This is a genomic window from Dictyobacter sp. Z7_2 (assembly GCF_057551105.1).
In genome coordinates this window covers 4,284,951-4,301,167 of record NZ_BAAJPE010000002.1, presented here as the reverse complement: position 1 = coordinate 4,301,167, position 16,217 = coordinate 4,284,951, and the positions used below count along the sequence as shown (strand labels likewise).

The window sequence follows — 16,217 nt, the reverse complement described above, 5'->3', positions numbered from 1 at the left end:
GGCAATACAACAACAGTTACAAGCAGCAGAAATCTGCTGTAGCCTACACGACTACGAGCGATCAAATGTTTCTTTGTGTCATGCGTCTCGCTTGCCGACAAAGGTTATGCCAATGTAACGCCAGCTCGATTTGTACGATTTATCACGATGTGTGAGACATCAGAGGGCGTTGAGCAGGGAGCGGATAAATCCTGTGCCGACAGAGAGCCAGTCGAAGGAGCGTGTCCAGGAGACCCATTCTTGCTGGGTCGGCCAGCCAGGTCGGTAGCGGGGGATGAGTTCTTTGGGCATGACGACAGCCCATTTGCTTCCTTCTCCGAGTCCGCCCGGAGTAATGCGGACCGAGATGTTGAAGACGTTTTCGTTGGGAAGATGCTGCTTCCAATCAGGCATACTACGCAGCAGCGGCTCGCGCTTCCACTGATTGTAGAGAACCGGCAAGACGTCTCCTCCGGCCTGCTTTTGCAGAGTGATGACCTGTCCGACGACGGCATCACGTTCCCATTCGGGGAAGCGCAGCCAGACAGCGTAGCGATACTCATCGAGTCCGCTGGCGGCGATCAAAGCGGGGAGTGTATCGGGCTGGCAGCGCTTTTCGGTCTCGCTTTGCCAGATCTTGACCATGGCATCCAGACGCTTCTCTTTATCTGCTCTGGACAGTTGCGCGTGGGGGCCGCTGTTGGCTGGATGATTTTCTGCTTGCATAGGATGTTCCGTGTCGCTTTCATTGGTTGGTTGCGATATCAACGTTTAAATAGATGGTGCAGGCGCTTCTGTCTCTTGCAGCCTCAGCCAGGCTTGCCATAAGCCGGGACTATATTGCTGTAACCAGCTTTGCAGGTCCAATGCCAGCGGGGCGATAAATTGATAGGGGTCGTTGCGCGGATAGCGATGAAGCGTCAGGCTATACGCGTGCAGAAATTGTCGGGCGAGTTGCGCCGAGGCGCTGCCTGCGGGAGCCGGTGGAGCATACATCTGATCGCCAACGATAGGACATCCAGCGGCGGCGAGGTGCGCTCGAATCTGATGCGTCCGACCGGTGATCGGATGCACTTCGAGGAAGGCATATGGCTCTACAACGGCCAGCACTCGGATGGAGGTCTGCGATGCCTGTCCATCAGGTCCAACGATGCAACGTCGACGCTCGTCAGGATCGCGCTGAAGGGCTCCATCAAGCAGAAACTTCTCAGCACTCGTAGCCGTGTAGAAACAAGTACCATCAACCATCGGCAGATGTTCTCCACTTGGACTTTCTCTGGTAATTGAAAAGGGAGCCCTCGGGCGAGACCAGTCACTGGCTCCGCGCTGGATAACCGCCAGATAGCGCTTCTCGATGCTGTGATCGTGAAATTGCTTGATCAGATGACGTCTTGAGCGCTCAGTACGCGCCAGCGCAACGATGCCAGAAGTATCTTTATCCAGGCGATGTACCAGACAGGGACGCGGTAATAAGCCATCCTCGCGCCAGAGCCGTTCGGTACGCTTCAGCCGCAGCATCTCACGCACCGCAGGCGGCGCGCCACTCCACTCAGGATCGTCGGGGAGCAACTCAGGCTGCCAATCATCGCCCCCCTGTTGCGCGAGAAACGCCAAAACAGCATCCCACATCGTACCATCGCTGTGTTTGTACGTCGGATGAATAACCAGGCCCGCCGCTTTGTTCACTATTAAGAGATAATGATCCTGGTAGACAAGTTCAATTTGAGTGCTTTCCGTTTCCATGTTCGCAGTATAAGAGCTTCTCTCTCAAGCGTCAAGAGAAATGCCCTTTCACGCGAGGCACAAGCGCACACCTAAGCGGCATTGAAGACCAGCATCCCAATGGGGTGAGATGCCTACTGACGTAGCGGCGCGGCAATTCGCTTGATCGCGACGTACCGCCGTGCTGTCTGTGACTCGTACGATCACGCTCCTCATGGAGATCCCATTGAGCGATCTTTCCACTGCGGATCGTCTCGTTTGCGTTGCTTTCAGATGTAGGTGGGACGTTGTCGTGCGTCTAGTGACAGCACGGCGGTACGTCGCGATCAAGCGAATTGCCGCACCGCTACGTTGGCAAGCATTTGTGCCTGATGCAAAAAGAGCTGTTGGCTAAACTGAAAGGTATTGGGCACAAGCGCACGCCGCAATCACGTTGTCTCAGACAGGCCAAAAGAGATCTCGATCCGCTTGTGGAGCGGATTTAAGTCATCAAGGCATTGTGCGAATGTGATAGAATGGTAACAACATATTTGCTTGAGAAATATCCATGCGGGCAGATAAAGAGGGATAGAGATGTCACAAATACAGTATTATAATCAGCCAGAGTTACGAGATCCGGTGGTAGTGGTCGCCTTCGGCGGGTGGAATGATGCTGCGGATGCCGCAACGACAACGATTAAGTTTCTGATTGATCACTGGTCCGCTGAAAAAATTGCCGAGATAGATGCAGAAGAATTTTTTGTTTTTACTGAAACCAGACCGACGATTAAATATGTCGATGGCGTCCAGAGCAATATTGTCTGGCCGAGCAATCAGTTTTTAGCCTATCATAGTCTTGACCTCACGCATGATGTGATCCTTTTCCTGGGCACCGAGCCACAGTTGAAGTGGAAAACATTTAGCGCCAATTTTATTGAGGTGTGTCAGAAGTTTCACGTCACTGAAGTTGTCTTTATTGGGGCTCTGCTCGCCGATGTGCCTCACTCTCTGACAGTGCCTGTCTCAGGGTCCTCCGCGAACGAGGGTATGACCGAGCGCCTCCATGAGATGGAGATCAATCGATCACATTATGAGGGACCAACGGGGATGATCGGTGTGCTGCAAGATGCTTGTACTCAAGCCAATATTGCCTCGGCATCCTTATGGGCGGCCGCCCCCCATTATCTAGCGGCCACGCCAAATATCAAGGTCACAGCAGCGCTGCTCACCTATCTCAACCAATTTCTCTCGCTCGGACTGGATCTCCAGAAGATCCAATCAGAGGCGGTACGCTTCGAGGAGCAGGTCTCTGCCCTGGTCGCACGCGATCCAGAGGCGCGTGAGTACGTGCGCAAGCTCGAGGAGCAGATCGCCAATGGCATCGATCCCGATGATGATGACGATGACGATGAAGAAGAGGAATTCTCATTGAATCCGGATCGCGCCCCCAGCAGCGGACCACTTCCCAGCGCAGATAGCCTCATCCGCGACGTCGAAGCACTGCTCCGCGAGCAACGAGCCAACGGTCCTACCAACCAATCTGACGACGAAGAGGAGAGTGAATGAGCATTTCACCCTACACATTAGAAGAGGTCTTACAACCGCGCTCAGTAGCGATACTGGGCGCGTCTCGTGCTCCCCAGAAATGGGGACATGTCGCCGCCAAACAGCTCATCACCGGAGGTTTCGCCGGTGATATTTATTTAATTAACCCATCCGTCTCCGAAATCCTGGGGCGACCAACCTATCCGAGCATACGCGACGTCCCCGGTCCAGTAGATCTGGCCGTCATCGCCACCGCCTTCAACCATGTCCAAAAAGGCGTCGAGGACTGTCTGGCACATGGCGTCAAGGGGATCGTGATTATCACCGCTGGCTTTAGCGAGACTGGTCCCGAAGGACGCCTCCTGGAGCAAGAGCTCGTCGCACGCTGCCACGAACAGGGAGTGCGCATCATCGGCAGCAACTGCATGGGTCTGTATGTGCAGCGCTCAAAGCTCAACGCCCTCGGGATGGTCTTTCCGCTACCGGTCGGCCCGATCGGACTCGTCTCGCAGAGCGGCAATCTGGGCATGTACTGGTTCGCTCAAGCTCATCTTGATGGCTCTGGCTTTACCACCTTCTTGAGTATCGGCAACGCCATCGACGTCTCCTTTCCCGAATGCATGCACTATCTCTCAACCGATCCAGAGACCAGCGTCATCGCCGGCTACGTCGAAGCCATCGAGGAAGAGACCCTGCGTCAGACCACAAAAGAGATGTATCGGCATGGACGCTATAAGCCCTCAGTCATCTTTCTGAGCGGAGCAACATCCGTCGGCGTGCGAGCCGCTCTCGCCCATACCGGCACGCAAGCCAGCGTCCGTCCCGATAACGATACCGGTCTGCTCGGCAGCGGTGTCGTACGCGTCATCCGCTCCGACGAGCTCTATCCGGTCGCCCAGGCACTGGCCGTCCAGCCTCCTACCCCCAGGGGCGGACGACGTATCGCCGTCGTCGGTGACGGCGGCGGCAGCTCGGTCGCGACCGGCGACGCAGCGATCCGCGCTGGCCTGGAGGTCGAGGTGCTCTGCGAGCAGACACAGCAAGAGCTACGTCCCCTGATGCCCGCACGAGCCACTCCCAGCAATCCCATCGACGTCGCAGGCGCAACCGACGAAGATCCGCTCTCATTCGCCACCATCACCGAGGTCTGCCTCAAAGATCCAGACATCGATGGAGTCATCATCACCGGACTCTTCGGCGGCTATCGCATGCTACTCGCAGAAGAATTTGGAACCCGCGAAGAAGAAGCCGCTCGTATGCTTGGACAGCTCGTCAAAAACTATAAGAAACCCATCCTGGTACAGACCGTCTATGCCCGCCACGACATCCCGGCTTTGCGGCTACTGCGAGAGGAGAATATTCCCTACTACGAATCGGTGGAGATTACCTGCCGCGCCATGGCTGCCCTCTCCGAGATTGGACAGTTTCTAGAGAATGCCTAATGTATTCTCAGTAGGAGATGTGGTCCCGGTACAGTACGACTTCCAAAACGACATGGGCTGATCGTTAATGATAGCAAGATGGGCAATAACTTATTTATCTGGTAAAAGCGAAGACGAAAATATCTCTGGTTCAAACGATGCCCATCTCAATTCAGACGTGTAACGAAAAAGATGCATGAGAGCAGTTTTGTTCCTTGTGCATCTGGCTCAATGACCCCTGAACGAGCAGGCTTCGGCAGGTGAGACTTCATTGTCGTAAAGAAGACACGTCCTAAAGGAGAGATCACTCATGCATCGAGATGGAAAAGCGACTGCATCTGCTACATCTAAAGGATGGCCCTCTTTACCCGTTCAATTGACTTCGTTCGTTGGACGCGAGCAGGAGATCGCTACCGCATGCGAGTTGCTTAGACGTCCTAAGATACGCTTACTGACCCTTATCGGTACCGGTGGAGTGGGGAAAACGCGTCTCAGCCTACAGGTGGCGATGAACCTGGGCAAGGACTTTGCCGATCAGGTATGCTTTGTTTCACTGATGGAGACACGCGACCCCGAACTCGTCATCCCCACCATCGCCAAAACGCTCGGGCTGCAAGAATTGGGAAGCCAACCTACCCTCGAACATTTAAAAACTTTTCTGAAGGAGAGGCATCTCCTTCTGCTTCTCGACAACTTCGAGCAGGTTATAGAGGCAGCACCTGCCCTGGCCAATCTCCTTGAGGCCTGTACAGGTCTCAAGATCCTGGTCACCAGTCGTGCGGTCCTGAGGATATCAGGAGAGCATACATTAATTGTGCCTCCATTAGAACTGCCAAACCTTACTCGGCTACCTGAGAAAGAGGAACTGCTACAGTATCCCGTGATTATACTCTTCCTGGAGCGCACAAGGGCAACTCTGCCTCAAATAAACCTGAATGATGAAAATATTCGTACCATTGCAGAAATTTGTGTTCATCTGGATGGGCTCCCATTGGCGATTGAGTTGGCCGTTCCGCGCTTGAATTTTCTCTCACCGCAAACCCTGCTTAAGCGGCTTGATCATCGCTTCCAGGTATTATCCCATGGGATGCGCGATGCCCCTGGACGGCAGCAGACACTCCAGAATACGTTGGAGTGGAGCTATCGTCTGCTGAATGCAGAGGAGCAACAGCTCTTTCGTTATCTCTCAATTTTCATTGGTGGCTGTACCTTTCCGGCAATCGAGAGAATCTGGGAACTGATGGGACATCAACAAGAGAAGGAGCTGGTGCTTGAGGGAGTTGCCTCCCTGCTGGATAAAAGTATGCTCTATCGCTCGACGCAGGAGGCAGCAGAGCCACGTCTGTTGATGTTGCGCACAATTCGCGAGTATGGACTCAACCGTCTCGCGCAGACAGAAGAGCTAGAGCAGATCCAATGGGCTCACGCAACATACTATCTGGCTCTGGCCGAGGAGGCTGAGCCGGAATTGAACGGACCACATCCGCGTCCATGGCTGGAACGTCTGCAACGAGAGCACGATAACGTGCGGGAAGCACTCTGTTCTCTGATAGATCAGGAGACCAGTCAGGGGACGGAGATGGCTCTGCGCATGGGAAAAGCCCTGGAACGCTTCTGGAATATTGGAGGCCATGTAAAAGAGGCGCGTGATCTGCTAGAACGAGCACTCAAGCAGCCGTACGAGGTAGCGCCGGCGATCCGTGGCAGTGCACTGTACGTCGTCGCAACCCTGGCCCGCTATCAAGGAGATTTCCGCTCTGCGTCAGTGGCTTGTGAAGAAAGCCTGGCTATCTTCCGCGAACTGGATGATCCGGTGGGGATCACAGAGTCGCTCTATCGCCTGGGATATATCGACGGGATGCTGGGAGATTCTGAGGCGGCAAGCAGGCACTATGAAGCAAGTCTGGCTATCTCTCAGATACATGGAGAGCCGTGTAAAGTAGCGCGGAGCGAAACACTTTTTGCCTTTGCTTCAATGGCCTTCTTTCAAAGAGATGCATCGGAGGCACTCCGCATGATCAAAGAGAGCCTGGAAATCTCAAAAGAGCTCGGTAATCAGTACAATATCGCTTCAGCACTGAATATGCAGGGATGGATATTACTTCTTCAGGAGGATATCCAGACTGCACGGGCGTTACAAGAGGAGAGTCTGGCCGCCCATCGAAAGCTAGGGAACCAGCGTGGCATTGCACATACCCTCAGCGCTTTAGGAGAAATCACTTTTATGATGGGTGAGTATGCCCAGGCGAGCGCATACTACGAGGAGGGTCTGGAGATCATTATGCGCATCGACGATAGATGGGTGACCGCCATTTATCTGGAGGGACAGGCCAGAGTCGCGGTGGCACAAAACGAGGTTATCTGGGCCGTGCGCCTCCTGAGCACTGCGAAAGCATTACGGCAAACAATGGGGACATCGATGACACCGGTCGAAACGGAAGCTTATGAGGAGGCACTCTTAAAGCTGCATAATCAAGCGGGCGAGCGTATCTTCGCTGCCGCCTGGGCCGAAGGACAAGCTATGTCTCCAGAGCAAGCAGTTGCGTCACGCTATCAAAGCACAAGAGCTACTTCTCTCACACAGCCAGAGAAACCAGAGAAAAAGGTTATGATGAGGTCCATCGCTCCTCGGACCTTACATGATGACTTGACGAACCGAGAGAGAGAGGTACTACGTCTGGTAGCGCAGGGACTGACAGATATCCAGGTGGCGGAACAGCTAGTCATCAGTCGTCGCACGGTCAACTTTCATCTGACATCGATCTATCGCAAGCTACAGGTGCCTTCGCGTAGCGCTGTCACCCGCTACGCGATTGAGCATAACCTCTCTTAGTGCGCGAGCGTAGCCTGTTAGCATGCAACGCGTGAAAGAGAGAGGGAAAGATCCAGTACGCTACTCTGAGAAGATTCTTTGCAGGCGTTGTGTCTGGCCATAGGCTTCGTTGACGGTACGCTCGATCAGCTCCTGCGTCGTGGGGATATCGTTGATCAAGCCGATCATTTGGCCAGCCCAGACAAAACCTTCATCCAAGCTACCTTCGAGCGCGGCACGGGTGTTTACACTCCCGCTGATGTGGGGGAGCAGCCGTTGCAGGCGTTCTTCAGGCGTTGCCTGCTCCTGTTCAAGCTTTTGCTCGATCTTCAGAATGGCCGAGGGGATAGGGCCTTTCAGCACACGAGCAGGCCGTCCGATGGCACGCTCGATAATCACGGTATCGGTCTCTTTGGCATCCACCAGCGCTCGTTGATAGGCTGGATGCGCGTTACTCTCCTGCACCGCGACGAAGCGCGTCCCTAATTCGATACCGTCAGCGCCTAAAGCCAGAGCGGCAGCCAGGCCGCGTCCGTCCGCGAGTCCGCCGCTGGCAAGGACAGGGATCTTGACAGCATCCAGGATGCGTGGCACCAGGACCAGTGTCCCGATATCGTCACGTCCCAGATGTCCACCGCCTTCGAAGCCGACCGCAATCACAGCATCCGCGCCCAACTGCTCAGCCTTCTGGGCAGCTCGGACGCCTGCCACCAGCACGAGCGTGCGAACATTCACGCCGCTCTGCTGGATCGCCCTCAGAAGCTTCTCGGGATTCCCTCCCGTGATGCTGATGACAGCCACAGATTCCTCCAGTGCAACATCCAGGAAACCATCCAGCGGCACATGTCCGATCGGAAAGTTGACCCCAAACGGCTGAGCAGTCAGGCGTTTCGCCTTCTGGATGTCGGCACGGAGCTCTTCAGGAGTCGCAAAGCAGGCACAGCCAATCTGACCAAGCCCTCCGGCGTTGGAGACGGCTGCCGCAAGGTCGGCATAGGAGAGGTGCGATAATCCTCCCTGGACTATCGGGTAGCGAATGTCGATAAGAGCGGTGAAACGCGTATGCATCTTCTCTGGTAGCATGGCCATCGCTTTCTCCCTTAAAGTAGCGTCGTACGCTTGCGTACGGTGTTCCAGTAACCCGTAAGAGACGCTCACAAGTGGGACGTTGCGTACGATAAACTGGAACATCGTACGCAAGCGTACGACGCTACGATATGACGTTTACAAGACGATAGTTACTTTACGCTGTTTGCCGGCACGCATAAAGGTAATGACGACCTTTCCGCCGACCTGACGACGGCTCAAGACGTTTTTCAGGTCGCGTGGCTCGGCGATGGGCTCGCCGTCGGCTGCGAGGATGATATCCTGACGCTTCAGGCCAGCCTGCTCGGCGGGACTGTGGGGACGCACTTCGAGGATCTCCATACCATATTGTTGTTCTAACTTGAGGGTACGACGCAGTGCAGCATCCAGAGATACTCCCAGGCCGCCGACTCCTAATGAAACGCCGACTGGCGCTTCGCTTCGCTTCTGTGAGATACGCGCTAATACGGCTTTGATCGTGTCCAGAGGGACCGAAAAGCCCAGGCCATGAGCCATCGGCATCATAGCCGTCGTGATACCCACCACGCGGCCTGCGCTATCGACAAGAGGACCGCCAGAGTTGCCCGGATTAATCGATGTGTCGGTCTGAATAAGATTAACCATCTTTTTTGAGCCTGGCACATCCAGCGTACGGCCCAGAGCGCTCACGACCCCTGCCGTGACGGTCCAGTTTAAGCCGTAGGGATTTCCTACCGCGATGACTAACTGCCCCACGCGCAAGGTCTGACGACCAAGCTCGGCGACCGGCAGACGATCAGCACTAATTCTCAGGACAGCGACGTCCACCTCTGGATCACTACCCAGCAGGCCAGCCGCAAACTTACGACCATCGGCAAGCGTCACGAAGATACGCTTCGCATGCTCAACAACGTGCGCATTGGTTAAAATCTGTCCATCGGACGCAAAAATGAAACCCGAACCAAGGCCTCCTCCACGCGGAGAGGCGGAACGTCCAGAACGTGAAGTAGCATCATGCTCTGTATCTATACGGACAACTGCGGGACCAACAAGCTCAGCAGCAGTAGTGACTGAATGAGAATAAGCATCCATAGCCAGCGCATCTCGCTCATATATACTCATAACAAGTGCATCTTTTCTGTGGAACCAGGTTAGATGGTGTGCGTGCGAGGCCACAAACATAACAAGGTTGATTTATATTCTATCACAAATGAATACATGAGTCAGGATATCTCTAGTTGTGCGGTGAGAGGTTCAAAATAGAGAGAGAGATGTATATCTTGTCAAACTTTTGGGGAATAATGAATATATCCTGCATGCAGGATATACATCATCTCATCGTTACAGGGCGTCACCGCTGCGGCGGGAGAGGCCATCAATCCTTTTGTGCACAGAGCGCGTTGGAGATGGCGGAAATCAACTCCTGAAAGGTGAACGGCTTTTCGATAAAGCAGGCTTGCGGAGCGATGCTCAGCGCACTGGCCACTTCGGCTGAGGTGGCGGCGGTACAAAAGATTAATGGTAACGATTGAGTTCGCGGATGCGCACGCAATGAGTGCAAAACTTCAATACCTGTCATGTCGGGTAGATGTAGATCGAGAATAAGAACATCGACCGGGAGCAATCTGGTTACCACGGGCGCAAATGCAACGGGTTGCCTGTTCACGGAAACAGACAAAAGGTCGTTGAGGCATGCGCGGGGATGTTCATATATAACTACATGATGACCCGCATATTGCAGCATAGTTGCACAAAGTTTTGCGATACGTGCATTGTCTTCAAGTAGACCTACCTGGGCCATAGGATATCAGCGTTCCTTGTCTGACGAACAGTTCAGTTTTGAATTGTAATGTTTCTATACGCACATGTCAAGAAGAGGGTAAGTCACTCCCCCATCTCGGCTAATACAGAGGTGGAGTTTCTTCTCTATCTCACCATTTTGCACAAAATGTATGGGCGCGTACAAAAATACGACACCTCTTCTATAGTACTCACACAAACAAATGTTCAGTTTATCCTTGAAAGGCGCCGGCGCAAGTAGGGAAACGACTCGACGCCTTTAGAAACTTAGTGTACAATCTATTCAATCAAATATTACCATTGTCGATTCACAAAAAACGGAACATGCATGAGCGATAACGAGACTGAAAACAAGTACCCGATCAACGTCGTGCGCTTCGGGATGAGTAAAGAGATCCAGCTCTATTCCGATGAGTTGGTGGTCACAGGCATCGAGCAAGGCCACGAGATCCGCGTGCCTCTAGATATCCTGCGGCGCCTGACACTGATCCCTGGCGATCCCAACCCATCCAAACTAGTTCTGATGGCCGATCTGGATGATGACTCAACAATTATCCTCGCTGAAGGTATGACGAATGCCAAAGACTTTCGTGAAATGCTACCCAAATTGCTTGAGCTACGTCCGGAGCTCGAACTAGATCCGTCCGACATGCGAGACCAGCTCTGGCAAGCCTTAAACAATCAACGCGCCTGGAACATCACCTGCCTGGTGGCCTGTCTCCTGGTAGTGCTACTGATCTTTGTGCTGTATCTCGTCGTGGCCTTCCTGGGTTCACTGCATCATTAGGATAAGGAATTCATGCCAACGCAAGCATCAACGCCGTTTATCGTCCCTGACCTCCCCATCGATAGTCGCATACGCGTCTTTCGCCGCATCTTCTCGGCACCCGGCGAATTCGATGAGTTACAGGTTGATGCTTATTGTATCATTACCAGATACTTTGTGGTGATCTGTGACACCCTGCTTTGCCCGGAGGATCTACAATTCATGCTGCAAACGGTGCACGATCAGCTGGCAGGACGACAGCTACTGATCATCAATAGCCATGCAGACTGGGATCATTGCTGGGGAAATAGCTACATACAAAGCATATCGGCACACAATGCGCTCCTGATCGCCCATATGTTATGTGCTCCACGCATGGATACGGCCGAAAATCGCACTTTTCTACAGGAGTATCAACAGCGCTTCCCACTCTTCAAGAACGTCAACATCACACCTCCCAAACTGGCCTTCTCTGATGCGCTCTCCCTGGATGGTGGAGATCTACAACTTCAACTCCTACATACCCCTGGACATTGTGACGAACATTGCTCACTCTGGCTACCAGCGCTACGCTTGCTGCTCGCCTTCGATGCCGCCGAACAGCCATTCCCGACGATAGGAAGTGCGGAGAGTGTGCCCGCTATGCTCACTTCGCTTGAGAAATTAGTAGCGCTCCAGCCAAAGATTGTCCTTTGTTCACACGGTCAAACCAGCGATCCTGACGTCCTGAGCAGGAATCTCGCCTATATACGTACCATCGAACAACGTGCACGAGCACGACTTGCCCGGCATCCAGACAGCCCACAACTTGAATCTATCGCAGAAATGATAGATTATCCCTATGAAGAAGTAGTTGCAGATAAAGTCAATAGCATCGATCATACTTTTTATCGCGAAGTACATCAAGAAAACGTGAAAAAAGTCTTTCATTGGCTCTTATCACGAAATACTTCTGGGCACTAAATCACAAAAATTAGCCCAAAAGAGGATTTATCCGCTTACTACTAGCTTGCTCATCGTGAAGCAATCTGAGCTGAATGTTCCTGAAAGTGACTCACAGGCATCTGGAAGATCTCGAAAATCGTTTTGTACCCCTCACCGTAGCAAAAGGCTCCCAGCGTCCATTCCTGGTCTTTGACCCCATCAAAGGTGGTTAGCAGCGCTGAGTAGGCTTGGTCGTAGCGAGCAAGAACTGTCTGGCGTGTTTGGCCGCGCGCGCTGCGCTTCACCATCAGGTATGAGACTCTCATCACCAGCCCGTAAAGGATTGGCGGTGGATTTAAGTAATTTTTCCCTCGCCGCACAGAGGCAATCCCTGCGGGCTTGTCCGCAAGCGTGTCAGCCAGATGAGTCATCATCTCCCCGACTGTCCATGAGGTCGCTCCAGTCTTTTGAGACCAATCCGCATCGCTCAGAGATTCCATCAGCGCGTGGTAGGCCAGCCTCGTTTCCTCTAATTGGGCGCGCAAGGCCATGCGATCGGAAAGAGGGATAGTCGGTGTTGCAGAACCAGAGATATTGGTGTTCATGTGTAAATCTCTACCTTTCAATGAGCCTGCTCTCCATCGAGGGCATACAGCTCAACATTATGTGGGAGGCGTCCTCAGACTCTACGAGGATGGTATCTCCTCGCGCAAGACCGAGAGCAGGGGGAGGCCCAGAGCCAGAATCTTGTTCAAGATGCCATAAAGGGCTGCTTGATCAAGCACGCACCCGGAAAGAAGCGTCTCGTTGTGTTCATCAGAGGTGATAGTCATGCCATCAAACCACTCGGACCATTCAGAACCTATCTGACCTTTGACACGAATATGATAGCTCGTCGAATTGCTCATCATGCATCAGTCTCCCCACTTAGTTGGAATAGGATATGTTTCTATGCCTCAAGTGTAGCCACGATTAGGATGAAATGTCTTCATCCTGACGGTATGAAACTGGAATGAAGTGGACCTTGTGTGTCTGAAGGATGAAGAAGGGATAAGAAGTGCGCAGAAACACCCAGGATCGCCTACAGCAGTCGCCAGTGGCGAGCCTGCGCTACGGCTTCGTGACGATTCTTCACGTTCAACTTGTGATAGATGCTACGCGCCTGAGTCCTGATTGTATTGATTGAGACTATCAGTTCGGCAGCGATGTCTGCATTCGAGAGACCTGCCGAAAGCAAGCGCAGGACTTTGCGCTCGCGGTCAGTTAAAGGATCAAGTGGCAGTTCGCGATGGTAAGCAAAGGGAGTAAGGGACGTGCCGGCTCTTGACACGGCTTCCATAACGGCGAGCAACCTGTGAACATTATCGGCTCCGCTTTTCCCTTTCCATCTGGAGAGAACCATATGCAGCAAGGCAGTTATTGGTAAGCCCTCATCCACAAACACGCGAACATATCCTTCAGGTGAGGCGAGCAGGAGAGCCTGCTGGAGCTTTTGTAATGCTTGCCCTGCTTTGCCTTGCGTCTGATATGCTAATGCGGAGAGCACTAACATCTCAATCTCGCTGCCAGTACGCTCTTGCGCTCTGGCATGCTGGCGCCAACGTTCTAGCATGCGTAGAGCTTCACCGGTTTCCCCCTGAGCTATCAGCACGCGCACCAGCGTGAGAGCCAGAACTTCTTGTGGATAGCTGGCAGGAGCATTGATAGCAAGCGGGCACGCGTGCTGCCAGCGTATCACCTCATCCATGCGCCCCTGTTGAAGCCAGCCATGTACCTGATACGCTCGGGCTTGCTCCACGAGCCCGGCATAACCGCACTCCTGCGCCAATATCAGTGTCGAAGACCAGGCCTCGTTCGCGCTCCTGGCATCCACACAAGCCTGGAGGACACGGGCGTGCACAAGCGAGGCCCGCGCTTGCAATACTTTATCGCGCGTCTTGCCAGCAATGGCGATGGCTCGTCTGAGGTCTGCCTTTGCTGTATCAAGTTCATTGCGCTCACGTGCAACGTTCCCCAGGCCAATCAGGGCCTGGACAGCAAAAAATTGCCACTCACCCGCCGATGCGAGTACAGAAGCATAGATAGCAGTTGCCTCACGCAGCCTCCCTTGCATAAAGAGCAGGTCACCAAGCACAATAGTATCGCCCAGAGTACTGGGAATATTGCCAGCCTGCTCATGCAGCAAGCGCGCCTCGGCGAGCACCTTCTGGACTGCTCTCACATCTCCGTTCAGTCGGTAGCCTTCGGCTAACGCGCTAGCCGCTGTGCTACGTCCCATTCTGACATCTTCTGGCAACAACTGGAGTACCTGAACACCGTACTTGATCGCCTGCACTCCATCACCTCGCACGCTTGCTACAATCGCTCGTAACATATATGCCCGGCCCAAACCTCTATAGTTTCCTTCAGCTTGAAAGAGTCGTTCGGCCACGGCCAGAGGACCTTCGTAAGCATGAGACGTCTCAGATCCAAGGAATAAACTCATTGCGTATAATATGCAGAGGAAGGAATGGGTAAACAACTGCTCACGCGGGAAGCATTCCAGCCAGCGAATAAGGGTAGCAAACTGCAAGCTCATAATCATCCGCGTGGTGAGCGGCTCGTCGATCAAGCGCACCGCACGCTCGAAATCATGCGCGGAAAGTGCGGCCTCGACCGCCTCAACCGGCATCCCATTCTGCTCATACCACGCGCTGGCGCGCGTATACAGGGTAGCGAGTCCCGTTTTCCCCACTTCTCGCAGCACGCGCACCCGCAGCACCTCGGCGAATAGGTGATGGTAGCGATACCACTGCCTCCGCTCATCGAGTGGTACAAGGAACAAATTGGCGTGCTCCAGTTGCTCCAGCAGGATATCGCTGTGAGTCTCACCGGTCACCGCGTCACATAAGGGGCCTGTTAGTCGATCGAGGATGGCTGTGTGAAGCAAAAAAGCCTGCACCGCCTCCGGTTGATGGGCGAGTACCTCCTCGACCAGATAATCAACGATATGCCGATGGCTGCCGTTGAAATCGGCCAGAAAGCGCTGCACATCAGAACGACCTTGCAGGGAAAGCGCCGCCAGTTGTATGCCGGCAATCCAGCCCTCTGTGCGCTCCTGCAACACAGCGCGTTCTTCAGCGGATAGATCGAGATCCATCACGGTCTGCAAAAAGGTGTGGGTTTCCTCGCGACTAAACTGCATATGTGAGGCGCGTACTTCATAGAGTTGGCCCCGCGCACGCAGTCGTGCGAGTGGTAAGGCGGGATCGACACGTGTCGCGATAACCAGATGCAGATAGGGTGGGGCATGTGTCAGGAGAGCAGCCACCGCATCTTGCAATGCGACTGTCGTAATGACGTGATAGTCATCGAGTACCAGGACCAGATCCCGATGGGCACGCTCGCTCAGGTCGGCAGCAAGTTGGGCAAAGATGACCTCAGGAGGTTGAAGTGGCGCAGGAGCAGCGGAGCGCAACATAGCCAGCGCACGACTGCCCAGTTGCGGATCAAGGGTTTGCAAGGCAGCAATCACCGAGGATAGAAAACGCACGGGCTCATTGTCCTCAGGTTCCAAGGACAGCCATGCAGAGTCTATCTTGCTTTGCGTGAGCCATTGCGCAAGCAAGGTAGTTTTACCAGATCCAGCTGGGGCAGAAAGGAGCGTGAGTGGCACCTCCATCCCCCGGTGGAGACGCTCAACCAGGTACGTGCGATGGACAAGGCGCGGACGCAAGTGAGGCAAGCGCAGTTTGCTGGCCAATCGTCTGGCCAGCGAGGCTTCCGAGGCTGCTTGTGGATCAGGCAGAGACACGACAGGCATGGCCACCGGGATGGATGTTACCTCGGCAAGTTGGCTAGCAACCTCCTCTAAACGAGCAGGGGTGACCTCAGTACTCCGACCGAGGTAGCGCTTGACCATCTTCCCGCCAACTCTGCGATAGGCGTACCAATAGGCACCCCCCGAACGCATCTCCCGACGAACGGTGAGTTGTCCGTGCTGGCCACTAAAGGTGAATGACGGGATGCGAGCTAACCAGTCCAACCACACATGACTGTCTGGAGTATCCAGAAGCATCTGTTGGCTGCGCGTGTCATGAAATGTGTACGTGCTCTGCAAGAGATCCCATTTGAGACAATACGGGGCCGCCTTCGGCATCGCAGGTACACCTCCTCCTGCCTGGTTTCCTCCAGGCGCTCACTATGCTACCCAAACCGTGTTTTG

13 protein-coding genes are annotated in these 16,217 nt (G+C 53.9%); 5 read left to right on the top strand and 8 right to left on the bottom strand.

The window, feature by feature from the left end:
* Positions 1–159: 159 nt before the first annotated feature.
* Both AC27N8_RS31435 and AC27N8_RS31430 read right to left on the bottom strand, forming a co-directional pair.
* On the bottom strand, positions 160–705 hold the full coding sequence (locus tag AC27N8_RS31435; protein ID WP_487072949.1) for a hypothetical protein: 546 nt from the start codon (positions 703–705) through the stop codon (positions 160–162).
* Positions 706–750: 45 nt separating this feature from the next.
* On the bottom strand, positions 751–1,722 hold the full coding sequence (locus AC27N8_RS31430; protein ID WP_487072947.1) for an RluA family pseudouridine synthase: 972 nt from the start codon (positions 1,720–1,722) through the stop codon (positions 751–753).
* Between the two features lie 552 nt (positions 1,723–2,274).
* Here AC27N8_RS31430 and AC27N8_RS31425 point away from each other — a divergent pair.
* The 3 genes from AC27N8_RS31425 (at position 2,275) to AC27N8_RS31415 (ending at position 7,479) form a co-directional block, all read left to right on the top strand.
* Complete coding sequence (locus AC27N8_RS31425; RefSeq protein WP_487072945.1) at positions 2,275–3,246, top strand: PAC2 family protein; 972 nt, start codon at positions 2,275–2,277, stop codon at positions 3,244–3,246.
* Entirely contained in the window at positions 3,243–4,667 is a 1,425-nt protein-coding gene (locus tag AC27N8_RS31420) for an acetate--CoA ligase family protein (RefSeq protein ID WP_487072943.1), read from the top strand. Before AC27N8_RS31425 ends, AC27N8_RS31420 begins: the two co-directional genes overlap by 4 nt.
* A gap of 289 nt (positions 4,668–4,956) precedes the next feature.
* Positions 4,957–7,479: a tetratricopeptide repeat protein gene (locus tag AC27N8_RS31415; protein WP_487072941.1), complete on the top strand. Its 2,523-nt coding sequence runs from the start codon at positions 4,957–4,959 to the stop codon at positions 7,477–7,479.
* A gap of 60 nt (positions 7,480–7,539) precedes the next feature.
* Here the strand turns inward: AC27N8_RS31415 and AC27N8_RS31410 are convergent, their stop codons facing one another.
* The 3 genes from AC27N8_RS31410 to AC27N8_RS31400 all read right to left on the bottom strand — a co-directional run bounded on the left by AC27N8_RS31410 (position 7,540) and on the right by AC27N8_RS31400 (position 10,324).
* Entirely contained in the window at positions 7,540–8,526 is a 987-nt protein-coding gene (locus tag AC27N8_RS31410) for an NAD(P)H-dependent flavin oxidoreductase (protein ID WP_487074782.1), read from the bottom strand.
* A 156-nt stretch (positions 8,527–8,682) separates the two neighbouring features.
* Complete coding sequence (locus tag AC27N8_RS31405) at positions 8,683–9,645, bottom strand: S1C family serine protease (RefSeq protein ID WP_487072939.1); 963 nt, start codon at positions 9,643–9,645, stop codon at positions 8,683–8,685.
* Positions 9,646–9,898: 253 nt separating this feature from the next.
* Positions 9,899–10,324, bottom strand: a complete 426-nt coding sequence (locus AC27N8_RS31400; RefSeq protein ID WP_487072937.1) for a response regulator — start codon at positions 10,322–10,324, stop codon at positions 9,899–9,901.
* A 327-nt stretch (positions 10,325–10,651) separates the two neighbouring features.
* On the opposite strand from AC27N8_RS31400, the gene AC27N8_RS31395 reads away from it, so the two are divergent.
* Together AC27N8_RS31395 and AC27N8_RS31390 are read left to right on the top strand one after the other, a co-directional pair.
* Positions 10,652–11,110, top strand: a complete 459-nt coding sequence (locus tag AC27N8_RS31395; RefSeq protein ID WP_487072935.1) for a hypothetical protein — start codon at positions 10,652–10,654, stop codon at positions 11,108–11,110.
* Between the two features lie 12 nt (positions 11,111–11,122).
* Positions 11,123–12,052 carry an MBL fold metallo-hydrolase gene (locus AC27N8_RS31390; RefSeq protein WP_487072933.1) on the top strand — a complete coding sequence of 310 codons (930 nt, stop codon included), beginning with the start codon at positions 11,123–11,125 and terminating at the stop codon, positions 12,050–12,052.
* Positions 12,053–12,102: 50 nt separating this feature from the next.
* Here AC27N8_RS31390 and AC27N8_RS31385 read toward each other — a convergent pair whose 3' ends face one another.
* The 3 genes from AC27N8_RS31385 to AC27N8_RS31375 form a co-directional block, all read right to left on the bottom strand.
* Entirely contained in the window at positions 12,103–12,618 is a 516-nt protein-coding gene (locus AC27N8_RS31385) for a DinB family protein (protein WP_487072931.1), read from the bottom strand.
* An 81-nt stretch (positions 12,619–12,699) separates the two neighbouring features.
* Positions 12,700–12,924, bottom strand: coding sequence for a hypothetical protein (locus AC27N8_RS31380; protein ID WP_487072929.1), 225 nt, complete (start codon positions 12,922–12,924; stop codon positions 12,700–12,702).
* Between the two features lie 170 nt (positions 12,925–13,094).
* Positions 13,095–16,151 carry a DUF6788 family protein gene (locus AC27N8_RS31375; RefSeq protein WP_487072927.1) on the bottom strand — a complete coding sequence of 1,019 codons (3,057 nt, stop codon included), beginning with the start codon at positions 16,149–16,151 and terminating at the stop codon, positions 13,095–13,097.
* Positions 16,152–16,217: the final 66 nt, after the last annotated feature.

Bases quoted from the DNA above. Each gene is read 5' to 3' on its own strand.
- AC27N8_RS31405 (WP_487072939.1), bottom strand. From the start codon at position 9,645: ATGAGTATATATGAGCGAGATGCGCTGGCTATGGATGCTTATTCTCAT.
- AC27N8_RS31420 (WP_487072943.1), top strand. From the start codon at position 3,243: ATGAGCATTTCACCCTACACATTAGAAGAGGTCTTACAACCGCGCTCA.
- AC27N8_RS31385 (WP_487072931.1), bottom strand. From the start codon at position 12,618: ATGAACACCAATATCTCTGGTTCTGCAACACCGACTATCCCTCTTTCC.
- AC27N8_RS31435 (WP_487072949.1), bottom strand. From the start codon at position 705: ATGCAAGCAGAAAATCATCCAGCCAACAGCGGCCCCCACGCGCAACTG.
- AC27N8_RS31380 (WP_487072929.1), bottom strand. From the start codon at position 12,924: ATGATGAGCAATTCGACGAGCTATCATATTCGTGTCAAAGGTCAGATA.
- AC27N8_RS31425 (WP_487072945.1), top strand. From the start codon at position 2,275: ATGTCACAAATACAGTATTATAATCAGCCAGAGTTACGAGATCCGGTG.
- AC27N8_RS31410 (WP_487074782.1), bottom strand. From the start codon at position 8,526: ATGCATACGCGTTTCACCGCTCTTATCGACATTCGCTACCCGATAGTC.
- AC27N8_RS31415 (WP_487072941.1), top strand. From the start codon at position 4,957: ATGCATCGAGATGGAAAAGCGACTGCATCTGCTACATCTAAAGGATGG.
- AC27N8_RS31395 (WP_487072935.1), top strand. From the start codon at position 10,652: ATGAGCGATAACGAGACTGAAAACAAGTACCCGATCAACGTCGTGCGC.
- AC27N8_RS31375 (WP_487072927.1), bottom strand. From the start codon at position 16,151: ATGCCGAAGGCGGCCCCGTATTGTCTCAAATGGGATCTCTTGCAGAGC.
- AC27N8_RS31390 (WP_487072933.1), top strand. From the start codon at position 11,123: ATGCCAACGCAAGCATCAACGCCGTTTATCGTCCCTGACCTCCCCATC.
- AC27N8_RS31430 (WP_487072947.1), bottom strand. From the start codon at position 1,722: ATGGAAACGGAAAGCACTCAAATTGAACTTGTCTACCAGGATCATTAT.
- AC27N8_RS31400 (WP_487072937.1), bottom strand. From the start codon at position 10,324: ATGGCCCAGGTAGGTCTACTTGAAGACAATGCACGTATCGCAAAACTT.